Origin of the sequence: Kibdelosporangium persicum, assembly GCF_013280595.1 — a bacterium.
Taxonomy (GTDB): Bacteria; Actinomycetota; Actinomycetes; order Mycobacteriales; family Pseudonocardiaceae; genus Kibdelosporangium; species Kibdelosporangium persicum.
The window spans coordinates 113,678-132,931 of sequence record NZ_JAAATY010000027.1 but is presented as its reverse complement, the minus strand read 5'-3'; the positions used below and the strand labels follow the sequence as shown (position 1 = coordinate 132,931).

15 protein-coding genes and 1 pseudogene are annotated in these 19,254 nt (G+C 68.9%); 12 read left to right on the top strand and 4 right to left on the bottom strand.

Translation table 11 applies throughout. The features are described from left to right. Positions 1 to 1,779: pseudogene (locus tag GC106_RS35635) on the top strand (hypothetical protein); the annotation flags it as partial. A 4-nt stretch (positions 1,780 to 1,783) separates the two neighbouring features. After that, on the top strand, positions 1,784 to 2,020 hold the full coding sequence (locus GC106_RS35630) for a hypothetical protein (protein ID WP_173139682.1): 237 nt from the start codon (positions 1,784 to 1,786) through the stop codon (positions 2,018 to 2,020). 102 nt (positions 2,021 to 2,122) lie between these two features. On the opposite strand, the gene GC106_RS35625 is transcribed toward GC106_RS35630, so the two are convergent. The 4 genes from GC106_RS35625 to GC106_RS35605 all read right to left on the bottom strand — a co-directional run bounded on the left by GC106_RS35625 (position 2,123) and on the right by GC106_RS35605 (position 5,574). Further along, a complete protein-coding gene (locus GC106_RS35625; protein ID WP_173139680.1) occupies positions 2,123 to 2,347 on the bottom strand; it encodes a DUF397 domain-containing protein in 225 nt (74 codons plus the stop codon). Positions 2,348 to 2,591: 244 nt separating this feature from the next. Continuing rightward, positions 2,592 to 4,058, bottom strand: coding sequence for an ASCH domain-containing protein (locus GC106_RS48325; RefSeq protein WP_246367523.1), 1,467 nt, complete (start codon positions 4,056 to 4,058; stop codon positions 2,592 to 2,594). Between the two features lie 5 nt (positions 4,059 to 4,063). Beyond that, positions 4,064 to 4,669, bottom strand: a complete 606-nt coding sequence (locus GC106_RS35610) for an AAA family ATPase (RefSeq protein WP_173139679.1) — start codon at positions 4,667 to 4,669, stop codon at positions 4,064 to 4,066. Then, entirely contained in the window at positions 4,666 to 5,574 is a 909-nt protein-coding gene (locus tag GC106_RS35605; protein WP_173139677.1) for a hypothetical protein, read from the bottom strand. Before GC106_RS35605 ends, GC106_RS35610 begins: the two co-directional genes overlap by 4 nt. 17 nt (positions 5,575 to 5,591) lie before the next feature. Here GC106_RS35605 and GC106_RS35600 point away from each other — a divergent pair, with 17 nt between their 5' ends. From GC106_RS35600 to GC106_RS35555, 10 genes are all read left to right on the top strand, one after another. After that, positions 5,592 to 6,380, top strand: coding sequence for an SDR family NAD(P)-dependent oxidoreductase (locus tag GC106_RS35600; RefSeq protein WP_173139675.1), 789 nt, complete (start codon positions 5,592 to 5,594; stop codon positions 6,378 to 6,380). Positions 6,381 to 6,563: 183 nt separating this feature from the next. Further along, on the top strand, positions 6,564 to 8,096 hold the full coding sequence (locus tag GC106_RS35595; RefSeq protein WP_173139673.1) for an ABC transporter substrate-binding protein: 1,533 nt from the start codon (positions 6,564 to 6,566) through the stop codon (positions 8,094 to 8,096). Next, on the top strand, positions 8,093 to 9,871 hold the full coding sequence (locus GC106_RS35590) for an ABC transporter permease subunit (protein ID WP_312873146.1): 1,779 nt from the start codon (positions 8,093 to 8,095) through the stop codon (positions 9,869 to 9,871). Before GC106_RS35595 ends, GC106_RS35590 begins: the two co-directional genes overlap by 4 nt. Next, a complete protein-coding gene (locus tag GC106_RS35585; RefSeq protein WP_173139671.1) occupies positions 9,868 to 10,851 on the top strand; it encodes an ABC transporter ATP-binding protein in 984 nt (327 codons plus the stop codon). Before GC106_RS35590 ends, GC106_RS35585 begins: the two co-directional genes overlap by 4 nt. Further along, entirely contained in the window at positions 10,848 to 11,669 is an 822-nt protein-coding gene (locus GC106_RS35580) for an ATP-binding cassette domain-containing protein (protein ID WP_173139669.1), read from the top strand. The genes GC106_RS35585 and GC106_RS35580 overlap by 4 nt, the downstream gene beginning before the upstream one ends. A 232-nt stretch (positions 11,670 to 11,901) precedes the next feature. Further along, complete coding sequence (locus GC106_RS35575) at positions 11,902 to 14,007, top strand: TIGR03773 family transporter-associated surface protein (RefSeq protein WP_173139668.1); 2,106 nt, start codon at positions 11,902 to 11,904, stop codon at positions 14,005 to 14,007. 95 nt (positions 14,008 to 14,102) lie between these two features. Then, entirely contained in the window at positions 14,103 to 15,593 is a 1,491-nt protein-coding gene (locus GC106_RS35570) for a choice-of-anchor M domain-containing protein (RefSeq protein WP_173139666.1), read from the top strand. Positions 15,594 to 15,680: 87 nt separating this feature from the next. Further along, positions 15,681 to 16,694: a WxL protein peptidoglycan domain-containing protein gene (locus GC106_RS35565; RefSeq protein ID WP_173139664.1), complete on the top strand. Its 1,014-nt coding sequence runs from the start codon at positions 15,681 to 15,683 to the stop codon at positions 16,692 to 16,694. A 67-nt stretch (positions 16,695 to 16,761) separates the two neighbouring features. Further along, on the top strand, positions 16,762 to 17,577 hold the full coding sequence (locus GC106_RS35560) for a class I SAM-dependent methyltransferase (RefSeq protein WP_173139662.1): 816 nt from the start codon (positions 16,762 to 16,764) through the stop codon (positions 17,575 to 17,577). 130 nt (positions 17,578 to 17,707) lie between these two features. Next, on the top strand, positions 17,708 to 19,252 hold the full coding sequence (locus GC106_RS35555; RefSeq protein WP_312873145.1) for an anchored repeat ABC transporter, substrate-binding protein: 1,545 nt from the start codon (positions 17,708 to 17,710) through the stop codon (positions 19,250 to 19,252). Positions 19,253 to 19,254: the final 2 nt, after the last annotated feature.

Genomic DNA, 19,254 nt, shown 5'->3' with positions numbered 1-19,254 from the left:
GCCAACAGGGCCGAAGCCGAAGCGGCAGCCACGCACGCGGCTGCACTTCGGGCCGACTCGGCCGCGTCGGACGCGACGTTCCAGGAGGCCAAGGCTGCTGAAGCGGCGCAGAACGCGGTGAACCTGGCCAACCAGGCCGCCTCCGAAGCGATGAACGCGCAAATGTCGGCCGACCGCACCAAAGCCGAAGCCGACGCCGCCGCCCATGAGGCGGTGTCCGCGGCCACCCAGGCCAGCCTCGCAGTACAAGCCGCATCAGCCGCGAAAGCCTCGTCGCAGGCGATCACCCAACCAGCCAACACCGCGATCACCGTGGTCGCGCCGTTCACCGGCCAGGACATCGACGCCGACTTCGTCGTCCGGGTCGCCGAACAAGCCCGCGCGGTCGGCGCCGAACAAGCCGCCGCGGCCGAACGCCGCGCCGCCGAAGCACTGGAGGCCGCTCGGCTGGCACAGGAGGCGGCTGATCGGGCCGCCGCGGAAGTCAAACCCGCCTACGACGCCGCCGCAGCCGCCGCGAAATCCTCCGCGGCAGCCGCCCGTTCCGCCGCCGACGCCCAGAAAGCAGCCGCCGACGCGGCAGCCGACGGCGCCGCCGCCCGGGCCGCGGCAGCTCGCGCCAACCAGGCCGACGCCCAAGCCCGCGAAGACGCACGCATCGCACGCAACGCGGCCAACGCCGCCGCCCACGACGCCGCCCTCGCCGGACGATCCGCCGCCGCGGCCGAACACGACGCCGCAGCCGCCCGCTCCGCCGCCACCAAAGCCGAAGCCGACGCCGCCGCAGCACGAGGAGCCGCCGACCGCGCCGAAACCGACGCCGCCGCAGCAGCCGCCGCAGCCGACAGCGCCCAACAACACGCCGACAACGCCGCCGAAGCAGCCAAAAACGCCTACAACGCCGCCGTCGAAGCAGGCAAAGCAGCCGACCGCGCCGAACAGGCCGCACGCGACCGCGAAGCGGCACAACGAGCGGAACAGGCCAGGCAGGCGGGCGAGGACGTACCGAGTCTGACCGCGGAGGAGGAACAACTCCTCTACCAAATGGGCGGTCCCGACCTGGTCCAGCAGAACCGGGAAGCCATTGAACAGGCCAAGCACGGGATCATCGACTTCATCATCCAGAATGGCGGACAGGTCCTGCTGGACGTCATCGGGTACACCGACGCCAAGAAGTGCTTCGGTGAAGGCGATGTCGCGGCCTGCCTCTGGACGGTCGTCAACGTCGGTTCGCTCCTGGTTCTCATCGCGAAACTTCCGGCGGTCAGTTCCGCGATCGCCAAGATCGTCGCCGGACTCACGAAGTTCCTGGAGAGCTCCGCGGCGGGCCGGAGAATCCTGGACCTCGGCCGCACGATCATGGCGGAGGCAAGGGTGGCGTGCGTGCCCGGACGAAGCTCCGCGCCGCAAGCACAGGCTCCATCCGCTGACGGAAGCCAGGCAGTCGTCCAGAACACGGCTGCCTGCCCGCGCTTCACTGTCGACTCGAACGGCGAGATAATCGACATCCTCACTCCCGCGGGGAAAATCGAGCTGCCCAAGAACCTGGATGGCGGGACAGCGACCGAGGTGGGTGAGAAGATCTGGGCACATGGCCCGAAGCTCGCCGCCGAGCTGATCGGCAAGCGGTCCCCGGAAGAGCTGCGCAGGATTGCCTCGAAGCGGGACGCCGAACGACTGCAGGATTTCTACTCCTGGGTCGAAAAGAACATGCCACGGAATCCGACCGCGCCGAGTCGCGTAAAATTGTGTCAGGAGATCATCGACGCATGGAGTTGAGCGAATGCCTGACATAAAGATCCGCGTCGCCGGAACCAGCTCGGGACACGTGTGTTTCGAGCCCAATGGGATGGCATATCCGCTTGAGCCAGGCGAGCACATGTACGTACGAGCGGATCCAGCTCAGCTGGCCGAACTGCAGATCGAGTACTGGGATGGCGGAGTGTCCCTGTGGTTCTCCGGAAACATCACAACCCTCGACAAGGACGGCAACAAGCTCGACGAAATATGGGGTGGCTGATCATCCGCCAGCCCTCCATGAGTGAATAGCTTGAGTCCACCCGTCGGCCCCACGACGGGTGGACTCACCACAAATTCCATGCCTGAAGTCGCAACCGCACTATCAACGATCAGGCTCATGACTCATGACGCCAACAAGAAAAGCCTTCCACTCCCGCGAGGCGAAGGCGAGGACTGGGCTTGCGGTGCCCAGTCTGGTGTCGCGCACACCAACGAGCCCCGGAACAGAGCCGACCTCAACACAGCCGTTCTCTTGGCCTTGACTGAAACTGGCTTTACGCCAGTTGGTCGCGACGGCGAGGGCGGTGATGGCGTCCTCGTACCTCATGATGATCACAGGTTCTTTGACGCCGGGAGTCTTCAGGCTTGATGGCCTGCACGCGCAAGCGGGTCAGCGCGTTGCGGTACCGGGTGATCTCCTCCAACTCCTCGTATGAGGCCCTTGCGGTCGCGCATTCGCCGCATCTCGACGGCGAACCACCACTTGAGCGCAGTCGGGCTCTGCGAGCCCAGCATGTCGCATGGATATTTCGGTTCGAGTCACGTGAGGCACGGCCGCGTTCAATCCTGGTTCACGCGGTGCGGGGTGGGTCGACCAGTTCGATGCCTAGGGCGACGACGCCGAGGGCTTCGCGTTCGGGAGGGTAGATCTGGCGGATGTTCGCGAGTTGCTCGTCGCGGGTGGCCAGGGGGTTGACCGAGGCGACTTCCTCGTGGTCGAACATCTCGTCGAACGTGTCGTAGCGAGTTACCCGCGTGACACGGGTGAGAACCTCATCGCCTTGGCAACGGAACCGGATCAGCGAGCCTTCCTTGATCTTGCGCCGGCTGGAGTCGTTGACGCGGATCTCGGTGGTCTTGCGGCCGGTGGCGATGAGGTCGAAGTAGCGCTTGTAGATGCCCATCTCATGGGCGCGGACGACGGGTTCCGCGGGACGTTGCGTCATGATGCGGCCGAGTTCCTTGACGGTGAACGAGCGGAAGAAGTGCTTGGGGTCGGTCAGCAGTTCGCTGACCATCCAGACCAGCGAGTCGACGTAGTTGTCGATCGAGTCGGGCCAGGCGGTGGTGTCGAGCATCCAGGGTTCGACATCGGTGGGCAGGGCGCCCTTGCCCTGCTCACGCAGGAGAGACTTGGACAGCTTCGCCCCGGTCGGGGCGAGCACCTGGGGCGTGAAGATCCGGATCGGCATGTGCGCGGGCGGGGTGTTGAGCGCGCCGAGCGCGCCGTCGACGAGTTGGCAGCCGAAGGTCCAGTCGCCGCCTTTCATCATCACGTGCAGCGTCTGGCCGTCCCGGCCGACAGTTCGTTCCTTGACCAGGTTGCGATAGAGGGTGGCCAGGTCGAGGTAGGGCTGGTCATCCTCGGGGTCGATGTGCGCCTCGTAGGTGCCGTGGTCGAAGCAGACCGCGGTGAAGGTGGCGCCATCCTCGTCGAGGTGGGCGAGTTTGGTGCGGTCGGCGCGTTTCTCCGCCCATCCGCAGTCCGGGCAGGGGACGCGGATGTGGATGACGCCGTGGGAGGGCGCCATCCACCAACGGATATCCTCCAGGCGTTCCAGGGTGCGGAGGAACTCGGCCCGGAATCCGGGGGTGGCTTGCTGGTCGGTGTAGGTCTCCACCTTGTAGTCGGTGTCGGTGGCCTGCGACAGCGAGGTGAAGAACGCCTGGTAGTAGTCATCGATCAGCTCGCTGATCTTGTCCTTGCCCAGTGCATGGTAGTAGGTCTGCTGGTAGGCGGTGTGCGTCTCCGGGTCGAGCACCACCTCGTGGGGCGCGTTGTCCAAGGCGCCGAACCGCACGCGAGTGTCGATGGAGAACTCCCGCCGGGCGATCTTGGCGAGCAGGAACGCTGCGGTCTGGACCAGGTTGGTGCCCAGGTGCGGCGCCCCGTTGATCTGGGTGCCGACCACGAACTCGATCCGCGAGGGCCGCGTGGCCAGGACGCGGGGGCGCAGGATGTCGATCGAGCGCAGCAGCGCGTTGGCCAGCACGCTGTTGGGCGAGATCAGCAACGACGGTTTCCCATTGCGGCTCAACGAGATCACGTTCCTCGGCCGGGTTTGGGCAGGCGCAGGTTGGCGCAGATGAAGTCCAGCCGCGCGGCGGCCGAGTCGGGTGCGACGAACACCGGTTCGTAGCCGGCGTCGTAGTAGCCCTGCACGATCAGCTCGTGGACGCGGCGGATCTCGCGGTCTTTGGCCCAGACGATGTCGTCGGGGTCCTCGAAGGTGTCCAGCGGGTCGAGCACGAAGATCGCGTCGTAGCGATAGCGCCGGGTGGCTTCCTCCAACTGCGGGGCCGGTCGCAACCCGAAGAACCCTTCCCAGCCGTAGCCGTCCGGGATTCCCCTGTTATAGAAGCGAATTCCGCCTTTGTGCCCGGTGTATTCGGTGATGAACGCGTCGAGGACTTCCAAGGAGTACTCGCGGCGGTCCTCCTTGAGCAGGTGTCGGCCCAGTCGTTCGCGGTGCTTGCGGTAGATCTCTCGGCCAGGTTCCTCGGCCATGCAAGGGATCCCGGCGGCGTGGACCGCCTCGATCAGGTCGTCCTTGCCCGAGGAGGGGCCGCCGGTGATGACGTAGCGGCGCGGGTCGCCGGTCGACGCCGCCTTCAGGGCGGCGGCCAAGGCTGGGTTGGTGGTGGTCACGACAGATGTCCGTTCTGTTCATCGGGGGTGTTCCCGGGGGATGTGGGGCGGGCGAGGAAGCCGTGGGTCCAGGCATTGCCCAGCCCGGTTTCGGCGTGCAGGGCGGCGACGAACTGCTCCCGGCTGGCTCCGCCGGTGGCGGCCTCGGTCAGCCGCGATGCCTGCGCCGAGGTCAGGGCCGGGGTCCAGCCGGCCAGCGCGACCAGGTCGTCCACCGAGGACCCCAGGTCGGGGGCGAACGCAGTGGTGTAGCTGATCGCCTCGGCGCGCGCCGCGGCCCACCGCCAGGCGGCGGTCACCGCCGTGCGCAGGATGTCCTTCCGGTCGGCCTGCAGGCTGATCAGTCGCTCGACGGCGAGCAGCTCGGCGCGGGCGGCGTAGATGGCCGACCACAGCCTGCTCAACTGCTCCTCATGTTCGGCGACTTCCCAGGCGAACGGATCCGCCTCGACCGGCAGCCGCCCGGTGGCTGGGGCCAGCCGGGGCGCGATCATCGCCGAGCGGGTGAATCGTTCGGCGTCGGCCAGCAGCTCCCAGGCGATCTTCTCGATCAGCTTGGGCTCGACCCGCTTGCGGAAGTGGTGGCTCTCGTGTCCGGCCTGCTCGGCCGCCAGGTTCCGGCGAATGGTCAGGTTCTGGCCCGGCTCGGCCGGCGGCAGTCCGAACAACGCCCGCGCCGCCGAGGCGTAGCGGGTGTCCGGGAACCGGGCCAGCAGGCCGCGCAGGGTGCCGTCCAGCGCTGCGGTGCGACTGGCCTCATCAGCGGGGTCGGCCGCCCTGGCGACGATCCCGCGCAGGTCGAGCAGGGCCGCGTCCGCGGTGGCCGGGGTGACCGGCAGCCCGCGCCGCAGCAGCCGCCCGACCGCGGCGACCACCTCGTCCTCTGCTGGGCTTTTTCTGGGCATGGATGGAGTGAAGCACGATGCCCAGAAAAAGCCCAGCCCCGAACGTGGGCGCCGGGCGAACGCTGGCGCGATTCAGCCCGCGGTGGTCTGCTGCCGGGTCATCTGCTTTTCAGTGTGGGGATGCGGCGCCGTCGTGGCCGTCGCCTTCGTCCCGCGACGAAGCCGCGGCGAACGAGGTCGTCGAGCGCATCCACAAGGACGGCGGCCAGGCCTTCGCGATCCGGACGGAACTGGGCAGGCACGGTGACGCGGCCGCTCTCTGGGCCGCCTTCGACGCCCAGATCGGGCACCACTCGCCGCACGACGGTGTCGACATCATCGTCAACAACGCCGGTATCGGCCTCTACGCCGATCTGGCCTCGCTGACCGAGGAAGGATTCGACGAGGTCTTCGCGGTGAACGTGCGGGCGCCGTTCTTCATCGTGCGCGAAGCACTGACGCGGCTGCGGGACGGCGGGCGAATCATCAACATCTCCAGCGGCGTCGCCCGCCTGGCGCTGCCGGAGATGATCGCCTACGGCTCCACCAAGGGCGCACTGGACACCTTCACCCTCAACCTGGCCAAGGAACTGGGCCCGCGGGGCATCACGGCCAACTCGGTGCACCCCGGGATCGTCGACACCGACGTCAACGCGGGCTGGCTGCGCGGCAACCCGGAAGCCGAGGCTTACGCCGCGTCGCTGGCCGCGCTGGGCAGGGTCGGCCGGCCGGAGGACATCGCCGACGTCGCGGCGTTCCTCGCCTCCGACGACGCCCGCTGGGTGACCGGCAGGGTGATCGACGCGACGGGTGGCGCCAGGTTGTGATCCGCCTCCTCGGGCGGGAGCGGTCATTCCCGCCCGAGGAGAACGACCACTCACGACGATGGCCGCTGAACAGCTCCGCACGGACCGACCGACTCGCCGCCGGCACGGTTGACCAGCACGTTCCCACGTGGCGCTCAGCACACCACTGTTGATGGAACTGATTGTCATTTACACTGCGCCTCGATGATCCGGCTTTCAACAACTGGGGACGACTCCGTGCACCACCGCAAAACCATGTCCGCCGTCGCCGTCGTGGCGGCCTCCGCTCTGTTGCTGACCGGGTGCTTCGCCTCCGGGTCCGGGCAGAGCACGGACAGCTCAGGCGACGGCCGGATCAAGCTGGCGATGCTGCAACCGCCGCGGTCCGGGCTGTCCCCCTTCAGCGACGACGCCTTCAAGCTGTCCCGCTGGTCGACCGCTGAGACGTTGGTCAATCTGGACGAGGACGGCGACGCCCGGCCGGCACTGGCCACCGAGTGGAAGCGCGTCTCCGGCACGACCTGGGAGTTGACCATCCGGCAAGGGGTGACGTTCCACGACGGCAGCGCACTGACCGCCGAAGCGGCCGTCAACACCCTGACCCGCGCGACCAAGGCATCACCGAAGCCACGCATCCTCGACGGCGTCGAGCTGACCGCGAAAGCCGAAGGCGGCAAGGTCCTGGTCACCACCGGACAGCCCGATCCCTTGGTACCGCAGCGATTGTCCTCACCACAGCTGGCGATCCTCGCCCCCAGCGCGTACGGCGCGGACGGCAAAGTCAACCCGGTGGGCACCGGCAGCGGTCCGTACAAGCTGGTGAACGTGAACGGGACCACGACGGCCACCCTCGATCGGTACGACGGTTACTGGGGCGAGAAGGCCAAAGCGGCAGGGATCGACGCGTCGTTCGTGCCGGACGGCACCGCACGCGCCGCCGCGATCCGCAGCGGCCAAGCCCACATCGTCGAAGCGGTGCCGGTGTCGCAGGCCGCGCTGCTGGACAAGGAGACGGTCACCGAGGTGCCGATGCCGCGCACCAACACGCTGTACCTGAACACCAAGTCGGGCCCGTTCACCGACCCCGGCCTGCGGGCCGCGGCACGAGCGGCGATCAACGCCGAGGAGATCGTGAAAGGCGTGTACGAGGGTCGGGCCGATGTCGCGAAAGGACTGCTCGGTCCCGCGCTGCCGTGGGCCGCGGCGGGACGCAAGGAGCTGACAGACCGGACAGTCGCGGCCGATCCGAAGGGCGCCGCGATCACCCTCGCCACCTTCTCCGACCGGGCCGAGCTGCCTGAGGTCGCCTCCGTGCTGCAACAGCAGCTCGAGCGCGCCGGGTTCAAGGTGCAGCAGGTGGTCCGCGAGTACGCGCACATCGAACAGGACGCGCTCGCCGGGAAGTTCGACGCGTTCATCCTGTCCAGGGCGACCGTGCTGGACTCCGGGGACCCGGTGGCGTACATGAAGTCCGACTTCACCTGCGACGGTTCCTTCAACATCGCCCAACTGTGCGACCAGAACGTCGACAAGGCCGTGGACAAGGCCACCGCCATCGAGGCGGGCGACCAGCGCCGGGCCGCGATCCTGGAAGCCGAGGCGGCAGTGCTGCGGACGGACGCGGCCATCCCGATGCTGCATGAGCGCGTCATCCAGGGCGACGCGACGTCCGTCGTGGACTCCGCACGCGATCCGCGCGAGCGGCTGCTCATCACCGCCGCGACCCGGTTGAAGTGACGGTCCTGCCTTCACGCGAGCGCGCCGGTGTGCTGTTCTCACGCATCGGCGCGCTCGTGGTCATCGTCGCCGCGGTTGGTTTGCTGCCGTGGCTTTCCGGCCGTGATCCCGCGTTGTCCGTGCTGCGTGCCCGCTCCGCCGAGCAGGAACCAACCAGCGAGGCCCTGGACGCCATCCGCCGCGAACTCGGCCTGGGTGCCGGTCCGCTGGCCGGGCTCGGCGACTGGATGGGCGGTGTGCTGCGTGGCGATTTCGGCCGATCGTGGGTCAACGGAGCCGAAGTGTTGCCGTCGGTGTTGTCCGGGCTCGGCGTTTCTCTGACGTTGATGGCCGCCGCACTCATCGTCGCGCTTCTGCTTGCCACAGCGCTGTGCGCGCCGACGCTGGTGCGCGGAGTGCGCGGAACCTTGCGCGGCACCACGGGAACCGGCGCTCCGGCCGCGGCGCTGGCCGCGTTGCCTGAGTTCCTCATCGCCGCGGTGCTGCTGGTCGTCCTGTCGGTGTGGCTGGGATGGTTCCCGCCGTACGGCTGGCAGGGCGCCCAGCACCTGGTGCTGCCCGCCCTGGCGTTGGGCATTCCGGCGGGCGGAATCCTTGGCCGGTTGGTGGATGACGCGCTGCCTCCGATCTTCGGGGAACGGTGGGTCGGGCTGTGGCGTTCCTCCGGCTGCACGCCCGCCGTCATCACGCGGGCAGTGCTTCGCCGTGCCATGCCTCCGGTGCTGCCGCAGCTCGGGCTGGTCGCCGTCGGCCTGACCGGAGGCGCGGTCGCCGTGGAGACCGTGTTCGCGGTGCCCGGTATCGGCCGCACCGCGCTCGGTGCGGCGGAATCCCAGGATCTCCCGCTGTTGCAGGCATCGATCCTTGTCCTCGTCCTGCTCGGTGTGGTCGTCGGCGGGCTGGTGGGTGGCGTTCGACGCCTGATGCTCGGCCCCGGACTGCGAGACACCGCGTTGTCGCTGCCCGCTACGGCAGGCGGTGCCCCGAGCACGCTGCGTCGTGCCATTCCTGCGGTGTGCGCTGTTGTGATGGCCGTCGTCATCGGATGGGGGCTCCTGCGCGAACCGTTGTTCCTCGACACCACCGCTCGGCTGGCAGCGCCCAGTGGAACGCATCCGCTGGGAACTGACTCGCTCGGCCGCGACGTGCTCGCCAGGCTCGGTCACGGAGCGGCCGCCACGCTGGGGGTCGCGCTGCTGGTGTGCGTCTGCTCGTACGTCCTCGCCCTGGCGCTCGGCTTCCTGCCTGGGCTGGCCTCAGGCATCGCGGAGACGGCGAACGCCGTGCCACCGGTGATCGCGGGCATCCTCGTCGCGGCGGCACTCGGCCCGGGTACGTTCGGCGCCTCCGTCGCGGTCGCATTGGTCTCCTGGCCCCCGCTCGCCGCCCACGCGGCCGCTCTGGTGCAGGAAACCCGGGCCGCGGCGCATCTCACTGCCCAGCGCGCCATCGGCTCCACGCCGATGTGGATCCTGACCCGGCATATCCTCCCAGCTGTCGCGGGCCCGGTGGCCCGGCACGCGGTGCTGCGCCTGCCAGGCATCGCACTGGCCCTTGCCTCTCTTGGCTTCCTGGGCCTCGGCGCGCAGCCTCCCGCCCCGGAGTGGGGCCTGATGCTGGCCGAATCACTGCCGTACGTGGAACGAGCACCATGGGCGTCGCTGGCACCCGCGGCGATGCTCCTGCTTCTCGCGGCACTGGCGATGTCCCTGTCCACAACGCCCGTTCGCCGCAGACACCGTACTTCTCCGTCCCCGCAAGGGAATTCCGCATGACTCAGCCGCTGTTGACAGTGCGTGACCTGCGGGTCGGCATCCAGGCCATGACCGTCGTGCGAGGGCTCTCGTTTGACGTCACAGCAGGCGAAATGCTCGCCGTCGTCGGAGAGTCCGGCGCCGGGAAATCGATCACCGCACAAACCGTCCTCGGCCTGTTGCCCGCGGGAACACGGATCTCCGGCAGCATCCGGTTCGACGGCCAGGAACTGGCCGGCGCGCCGCAACAGGCGTACCAGCGGTTACGTGGCCGGCGGATGGCGTTCGTGCCCCAGCACGCGATGTCTGTGCTGAGCCCGGTGCACACTGTCGGCGAGCAGCTCGCCCTCGCTGTCCAATCAGTACAACGCCTGGACCGCAAAGCCGCCAACGAACGCGCGGTGGCCGCACTGGACCGGGTCGGTATCGCCGACGCCGGACGACGAGCCCGTTCCTACCCACACGAGTTCTCCGGCGGGATGCGCCAGCGCGCCGTGATCGCCATGGCCATCGTCAACAACCCCGACCTGGTGATCGCCGACGAGCCGACGACCGCACTCGACCCGACCGTGCAGGCCCGCATCCTCGACATGCTCGACGAGCTGCGCGAACAGTCCAAAATGGCCGTCATGCTCGTGACGCACGACCTGACGGTCGCTGCCGCCCACGCGGACCGGATTCTGGTGATGTACGCGGGAAGGCACGTCGAATCCGGGCCGATCGGCCGTGTGCTGGCACATCCGCGTGCTCCCTACACGGCCGGGCTCATCGCGTCCCTGCCACCACGCGAGGCAACCGGCGGAAAGCTGCCCGCGATCAGCGGTGCGCCACCGGCTCCGGAAGCACTGCCTCCAGGATGCGCCTTCGCGCCCCGCTGCCCGGCCGCTGTCGACGCCTGCGCCGAACACGAGCCGCAACCACAGCAGATCGGCTCAGGCCATCTGGCGTCCTGTCACAGGGTCAACGAATTGCCGCGCCGCACAACGGAACTGTACGCATGACAGCGCCCCTGCTCGAGGTCCAGAACCTCACCGTCCACTATTCGGCGCGCCACCGCCGTATCCCGCCCCTCCTCGCCGTGGATCAGGTCTCCTTCACGCTGCATGCGGGCGAAACCCTCGCGCTGGTCGGGGAATCCGGCTCTGGCAAGTCCAGCACCGCCACCGCGGTCCTGATGCTGCGCCGGCCCCAAGGTGGCTCGATCCGCTTCGAGGGCCACGAACTGACCAGCCTCGACGAACGCGCACTGCGCGTGCTCCGCCCCGGCATCCAACCGGTCTTCCAAGACCCTTACGGTTCACTCAGTCCACGCAAGTCCGTGTTCGACGCCATCGCGGAACCGCTGCGTGTCCAAGGCCGCTGGGCTCCGCGGACCGGACCGGCGCGAGTGGCCGAACTTCTCGATCTCGTGCAGCTCCCAGGGTCTGTCGCCGAACGGCTGCCGCAGGAGCTGTCCGGTGGGCAGTGCCAGCGCGTCGGCATCGCTCGCGCCCTGGCCAGTGAACCCAGGCTGCTGGTGCTCGACGAACCAGTGTCCGCGCTGGATCTGTCCGTCCGCGCCGGGATCGTCAACCTGCTCACCGAACTGCGGGACGAACTGGGACTCGGCCAGCTGTTCATCTCGCACGACCTCGCGCTCGTCCGGCACGTGGCACACCGGGTCGCGGTGCTGCGCCGCGGACGGATCGTCGAGACCGGCCCCGCCCGCGAAGTCTGCGACGCACCGTCCCACCCCTACACACGCGAGCTGCTGTCCTCGGTGCCTGGTCTGGACCGGCTGCCCACGACGTCACCTCCGCCCGCACCCGATCTTTCCTGACCGAACCCTCGTACGCCCGGCAGCGGCTCAGGACCGTGCTGAACCGTGACGGGTTGATCACACATCGCCGATTATTGAAAACAGTTATCGTTTCGATTAGCGTAGGCGTGTCCGGTCCGGCGAAGAGGGAGCCATGCGACCCCGCGCAGCGCGTCATCGTGGAAATCGAGTACTCGTCCCAAGGGCGGCCCTGGCTGTCTCGGCCGCGGTTTGCGTGGTCGGTGCGGCGTCGGTGCCGGCGCTGGCGAACGAAGGGCATGCTCCCGTTCCGCCGCAACGGCAATTGCTAGCGACCGGTCACGCCGATCTCGTGTCGGTGTTCCTCGGCTCGGGCACCTTGACCGTGGCCGGTCAGTCCGATGTGGACCGGAAGGCGACCCGGTTCGACCCGGCCCGCACCACGGTGAACGTCACCGACGCGGCGCTGCGTCCGGCACCGGGCTCACCTGCCTACGACTTCCTCGGTGTCCCGGCGGGCACACCGATCCACGTGATCCCCCAGACGTTCCAGCCCGGCGTGCTGTGGGCGGGCTGGAACACCGAGGCCATTCCCCGAGGGGCCCTGGCCGGGGACTCGGTGGACATCACCCTGAACCAGGCCCGTGGGCCGGGTCTGGTCGAGGTGTACCTCACCGGCCTCGACGGCCCGGAAAGGGTGTGGAGTTCCCGGAATCCCGGTCCGCGGACGTTGCGCACGGCGGTGCCGACGCACGCGCACGCGAACTGGGCGTTCACCGCTCCGGGCGTCTACGAGCTGGAGTTCGTCGCGTCCGCCACGGCGGCGTCGGGCGCGCCGCTGGTATCGGCGCCCGTCCGGTACGTGATCGTGGTGGGCCCGCTCGCGGCCGCGCCGACCAGGACCACGCTCGATGTGGCGGAAACTGTCGGCGGGCTTCGGCTCACCGGCCGTGTCTCCGGCGGACCGGCACACCTCGACGGCGGCGTCCCGACCGGCTGGATGGAGTTCCACCGCCACTACGCCGACCGGGACGACGTCGTGGATCACGTGGCCGTGGACGGTGGTTCGGCGGTGTTGCCGGTCCCCGACGAACCCGACGCCCTCGGCTACACCGCACGCTTCGTGCCCGCGTTCCATGATCTGGTGGCGCCGTCCGAATCGCCCACGGTCGCGAACCCACGAGCCCCGCCGGGCGCGATCGTCGTGGGTGTCCGCGATCGTTACACGGCTGGTGACACCATCACCGCCACGGCACTGGTCACCCCCGCACAGCCGGACCACACCATCTCCTGGTGGACCAGAAAGGGATCGACCACCACGCCACGCGGCACCACGGGTGTCCTCACGATCACAGCCACCACCGATCTCGATGGCGCCGAACTCGGCTACGACCTGATCGACACCAAGGGAAACGCCGTCGCATCCGCGCGGGCCGTGCCCCTCCGGGTCAGCCCCGCCCCACCACCGACCAGCACGTCACCGACCACCGGGCCAACCGTTGGGCCAAGCACTACGACGACATCCGGCCCCGGCGCGCCGCCGACCACGACCACCGAACCCTGCGTTGCGACCGAAGTCACCCGGACCGTGCGGCCCGGCGAGGTGGAAGTCGTCACCGACGGCCATTTCGACTACGGACCGGTGATCGAGGGCGGTACGCTCACCGCCCGCGTCAAGGACGACCGTCAAGGAACTCCGACGTGGCGTGATCCGAGCGGATACGTGTTCCACCTGACCGACACGGCGCGCACCACACCGCCCGCGGGCTCGGGTTACGACTTCCTGGGCAGCGGTCCTGTGTGGACTATCCCGCTGACACAGCGCCCCGGCATTCCGTGGATCGGGTGGAACACGCAGCACCCGTCCGTGCTGGGGGCGGTCACGGGGGACGTGACGATGACCCTCGAAAGCGTCAACGGGCCGGGGAAGCTCGCCGTCTACGGGCAGGACCCGTTCGGCGGTGTCGGCGACCGCTACTTCGGCACCGTGGAAGGATTTCCGCGGTCCACCGCGATCCCGGCCGGCAGGTCCGGTGTCCACGTGCACGGTGTGTGGGCGTTCACGGCACCCGGCAGCTACTCGGTGACCTTCGCCTTCACCACGACGGCGAACGGCCGCCCGCTGACCACCAAGAGCACCCTCGCCTTCCACATCGGTCCCGGCGACCCGGCCGCCGCGCGACCGGCGTCCACAGTGGTCGATCAGGTCGGCCGCACACCGAGCGGCCAGGAGTGCGCGCTCGGCACACGCGGCCTGGCCGACACCGGCGCGAGCGGTGACGTCCTCTTCGGACTCATCGTCGCCGCCACCCTGCTGATCCCCCTGGGTCTCCTACTGACCAACGTGGCCACGTTGGCCGCGGCCCGTCGACGTCGCTGATCACCCAAGAGGAAGGAGTCCGGTCCCCTGGCGTCATGGGCGCCGTCCCCACCTCGCCGGGCTCTGCCGAGCCCGGCCAGAACCGAGGAACAACCTTGAAAGCATTGCAGGACCACAGAACCAGACGCCGAACGAGGCGGCACGCCGCCGTGGCGTCGATCACCGCTCTCGGGCTCACCCTGGGCGCGCTGACCGGAACGGCCCACGCCGAATCCCCGTACGAAGGCAAGCAGGTGGTGTCCGACGGGCACGTCGACGTGTTCTACGTCGACGTCGTGGACTCCGCTCACGTGCTGACGGCGCACACCGCGTCCGGCAACGTCGCCCCCGCCGATCTGGTGATCCACGCCAAGCCGTCGGTGGCCTCACGCACGGTCAGCGCGGGCATCGCCGGCCTGCCCGGGTGGAAGGCGCAGGGCGAGACCTACTACCTGCTGCCGCAGACTTCCCAAGCCGGTCAGGTGTTCGCGGGCTTCGGCTACAGCTCGGCCGTCGCCGACGGCACCTCGGTGACCTACGGCCTGGACTCGGTCGAGGGCCCCGGCGCGTTCGCGCTGTGGCAGAACTCCGAGGACGGCCCGAACGTCTTCCTCGCCTCCGCCGACGGCGGGCCGAAGTCGTTCACCAGCGTGGCCGACCACGAGCACGTCAACTGGGGCTTCACCGAACAGGGCGAATACCGGCTGACCGTGCGTGCCTCGGTGACGCCGCCCGGCGGGACCACCACCCAGTTGCCGCCCGTGGTCTACACGTTCTACGTCGGCGAGGTGCTGCCGCAGGACCCGGGCACTGATCCCCCGGCCACGCAGTTGACCATCACCGGCCTGGGCGGGCACTACCACGCCGGTGGTGTCGCGGCCCTGACCGCGGTGCAGACCCCGCCCACCGGCGAGGAGCACTACCACTGGTTCACCCGCGCCGCGGGCCAGACCGACTGGTCGGTGGTCCCGGACGCACTCACCGCCAAGTACGGGTTCATCGTGCGCACCGCCGACGACAACCGCGAGATCAAGGTCGTGCTGTACGACCACGACCACAAGGTGATCGCCGAATCCGCACCGGTCGTCATCGACGTGGACGACCACGGCAACGACCCGGTGAACGGCCCCACCATCACCACGTCACTGACCGCGCAGGAGGGGGCGCTGGCGATCAGCGTCGCGCCGGAGAACCGGGAGGTGGACCTGGGTGCGCTGACGCTCAGCCCGGCCGCCGACCGCTACACCGCCGCCGGTGCGCTCAAGCCGATCACGGTCACCGACACCAGGGCCGACAACCCCGGCTGGAACGCCTCCGGCCGGGTCCGGGCCTTCACCACGGTCGACGGCCAGCAGCTCGGTGGCAAGTACCTGGGCTGGACACCCGCGGTGCTGTCCGCCTCGGCCAGTCAGACCGTGACCGCCGGTCCCCAGGTCGCCTCGGGCTTCACCGCGGGCAACGGCCTGGCCACCTGGTCGCAGCTGGGCACCGCACCGGCCGGTGCCGGGCGCGGCACCGCCCAGCTCGGCGCCGAGCTGACCCTGGAAGCCCCCGCCGACCTGGCGCCGGGCACCTACCGGGCGATGCTGATCCTCACCGCTATCTGACAGACACCGCTATTTGACCCACTTCCCGGTGCGGGCCCGTGCTTTGCGGTGCGGGCCCGTACCACCCCTTCCCATGCTGGAGCGTTTGTGAGAACCCTGCTGGCCGCCGTCGCTGTCACTGTCGTTGGCGCCGTCCTGCTGCCGGTGCCCGCGGCCGCCCAGCCCGCCGGCGGTGGCGCCGAGCGGCAGACGTGGTCGGTCACGCCAGCCTCGGCCACCGGGCCGGACGGCCGGGTCCGGTTCGACTACGTGGTGGAGCCCGGGATGCGATACGACGACCACCTTGCCGTGCGCAACCTCGGGGAGCGTGAGCTGACGCTGGACCTGTACGCCAGCGACGCGGTCAACACCGGCACCGGCGGGTTCGACGTCCTCGCCCGCGACGAACCGTCCACTGTGGTCGGCGACTGGGTCACCGTCTCCTCGCCACGGCTCGTCGTCCCGGCTCGGGACACCGTGGTCGTTCCCTTCAGCATCAAGGTTCCCGCCGACGCCGAACCCGGCGACCACGTCGGCGGGCTCGTCGCCGCGCTGACCTCCAGCGGTGACGCCCCGGTCGACGTGGAACGCCGCGTGGGCAGCAGGCTCTACGTCCGGGTCGCCGGCCCGATCGACGCCACGGTACGGATCGAGTCGGTGGCGCCCACCTACCGCGGCACCCTGAACCCGGCAGGCACCGGCGAAGTCGACGTCACCTACACGATCGTCAACGACGGCAATCTGCGCATGTCCCTGCTGCCGTCGGTGAGCCTCAGCGGCCTGTTCGGCCTGGCGGAGCGCTCCACCTCCGGCGAGGTGCTGCCAGAGTTGTTGCCGGGCAACGCCGTGACGCTCACACAGACCGTCACCGGCGTCTGGCCGCTCGGTCCGCTCGATATCCAGGTCAAGGCCGAGCCGGTCACCTCGGCGACACAGACCCTCGGTGGCGCGGTGGAACCCGCGACCGCGGAAGCGTCTGTCTGGGCTGTCTCCTGGACCGCCTTGGGGACCATCGCCCTCTTCCTGGGAATCCTGTTCGCCCTGTGGCGCGTGCGAAGGAAGATCCGGGCACTGCGATCGCAGTTGCCTGCCCCGCGCACGAAAGCGGATTCGGCCGCGTGACGGGGCATCACGCCGGGCCCGCCGCACGCCCATTGGCACCACAGTTGAAAACGAATATCATCACAAGATGTCCACGACTCGACAGGATGACACCCGGCGCGCCTTCGACGCCGCCGCAGCCGACTTCACCGCACTCGGCCACCATCTGTGGGGCCCGATCGGCGCGGCGACCGTAACCGCCGCGGGGCCCCGTTCCGGCGACCGCGTCCTCGATGCTTGTTGCGGCACAGGCGCTTCGGCGATTCCCACGGCCCACCTCGTCGGCACCGACGGCGTGGTGGACGCCGTCGACCTCTCGGCTCCGATGATCGACGAACTGCGCCGGTTGTCGGCCGACCTGCCACAGCTGCGTGCCCACCAGGCCGATGTGACCACATGGGACACCGGCGGCTACGACGTGGTCCAGTCCGCGCTCGGCATCTTCTTCTTTCCCGACATGACGGCAGGCACCGAACGGTTGATCAGCCGGGCTCGCCCCGGCGGCCGGGTCGTGTTCACCATCTGGCGCGGTGACGCGATGGCGGCGGCCGGCCGGCATCTCGGCCTCGCGGTCGCCGCGGCCACGGGCACCGCACCGCCCAAGGAACGCGAGCCACACCTCTTCGACGAGATCAACCAGGCCGACAGCTACGCCACTTGGCTGACCGGGCTCGGCTTGACCGACGTCGACGTGACGGTCCACGAACTGCACCTCACCGTGACGCCCAAACTGGCCTGGCTCGCGATCACCGGCTCGGGATACCGCGGCGCCCTCGCCAAGCTCGATCCCGGCACCGTCGAGACGGTGCGCGAGCGCTACCTCGATTCACTCCAGGCCCACGGTGTCACGGAATTCGACGCCACAACCCTGATCGGTGCGGGTACGGCGCCGACCGTGGGCTGACCTCGCCGTCAAGGCTTCGGCGCCTCGTTGTGGACTCCACCTCCCCTATCGCATATGGTAATCATTGTCGCTTACGCGACGGGAAGGTCCTCACTGGCAGATAGGCAGCGACATCTTGTGCCGTACTCGCGTGTCCCTGATCGGCGGCCTTGTCACGATCGCTGTGCTGGCCGGGTGCTCGGCGCCGCCGGTGCTGAGTGCGCGGGACGGGCGGGTCCAGGTGGTGACCACCACCGGTTTGCTGCGTGACCTGGTCCAGAACGTGGGCGGGGACCGGGTCAACGTCACGTCACTGGTGCCTGACGGCGGTGATCCGCATTCCTACGAGCCAAGTCTTCGTGACGTGCGGAACGTGGTGTACGCGGACGTGGCGTTCAGCAACTACGTGATGCTGGAAGAGCACAACATCATCAAGACGCTGGACGCCAACCTCGACGAGGACGCCCGGAACGTCTCGCTGGCCGAGGACGCGGTCAAGTACGCGGCCGAGATCATCCCGCTGGTCGAGGACGTCTCGCTGGACACGGTGTGGCTGGGCCTGCGAGCCCGTGGGGACGGCGCGAAGTACGGCGCGAACCGGGCGTCCGACGTCTTGCTCAGCGCCACCAAGGTCACCGGGCCCGGTGCTGTGTTCGGCTATCTGACCGGTTCGTTCGGCGACACTGACATCTACTTCAACTCAAGCGACGGTTTCGATGCGGGCAACGGTTTCCGTGACGACACCGCGACACTGCCGGCCGACGCGCACACGCACATGTCGTGGGTGTTCACGAAGCCCGGCATCTACAAGCTGACCCTGGCCGCCCGGTTACAGGTCGACCAGCAGGCCAAGCCGGTCCCGCTCGGGGAGGCCACCTTCACCGTCGCCGTCGGAGTCCCGCCGTCCGAATCCGGAGTGGACGGCGCCGTCGTGCTGGACCGCGGGCACGCCGACCTCACCGTGGACCTGGACCGGGACGAGGTGTACGCGCTCTACGACCCGCAAGGCGGCGGAGAGTCCAGCCAGATCGTGGTCCCGGCCGGGAAGGTTGTGATCGACGTGCCGAACACGGCGCTGGACGAGGTGCCCGCGGGCGGCCAGTACTCGTTCCTCGGCCGCGCCGGCGACCGGATCTACCAGTTGCCGCAGGCCGTGCTCGGCAAACACGTGCACGGTGAGATCGACCCGCACCTGTGGCAGAACGTCCGCAACGCGATGTCCTATGTGGAGGTCATCCGTGACGCGCTGATCGAGCGCGATCCCGAAGGCGCCCGGACCTACCGTCGCAATGCCACCGCCTACCTCGCCGAGCTGGACGCGCTCGACCGGTACGTGCGCGACCGCATCGCGGGAATCCCCGACGCGCGACGCTATCTGGTGACCACCCACGACGCGTTCGGCTACCTGGCCGACGCCTACGGCGTGAAGATCGCCGGTTTTGTCACCCCGAACCCGGCCACCGAGCCCTCGCTCGCCGACCGCCGCAAACTCACCGACACGATCCGCAACCTGCGTGTGCCCGCGGTGTTCCTCGAACCGAACCTCGCCGCCCGGTCCTCGACGCTCACTGAGGTCGCCGAGGAACAAGGTGTCCGGGTCTGCTCGATCTACGGCGACACCTTCGACGGCGACGTGACCACCTACGTCCAGATGATGCGGTTCAACGCCGACTCACTGCGCGAATGCCTTGGCTGACA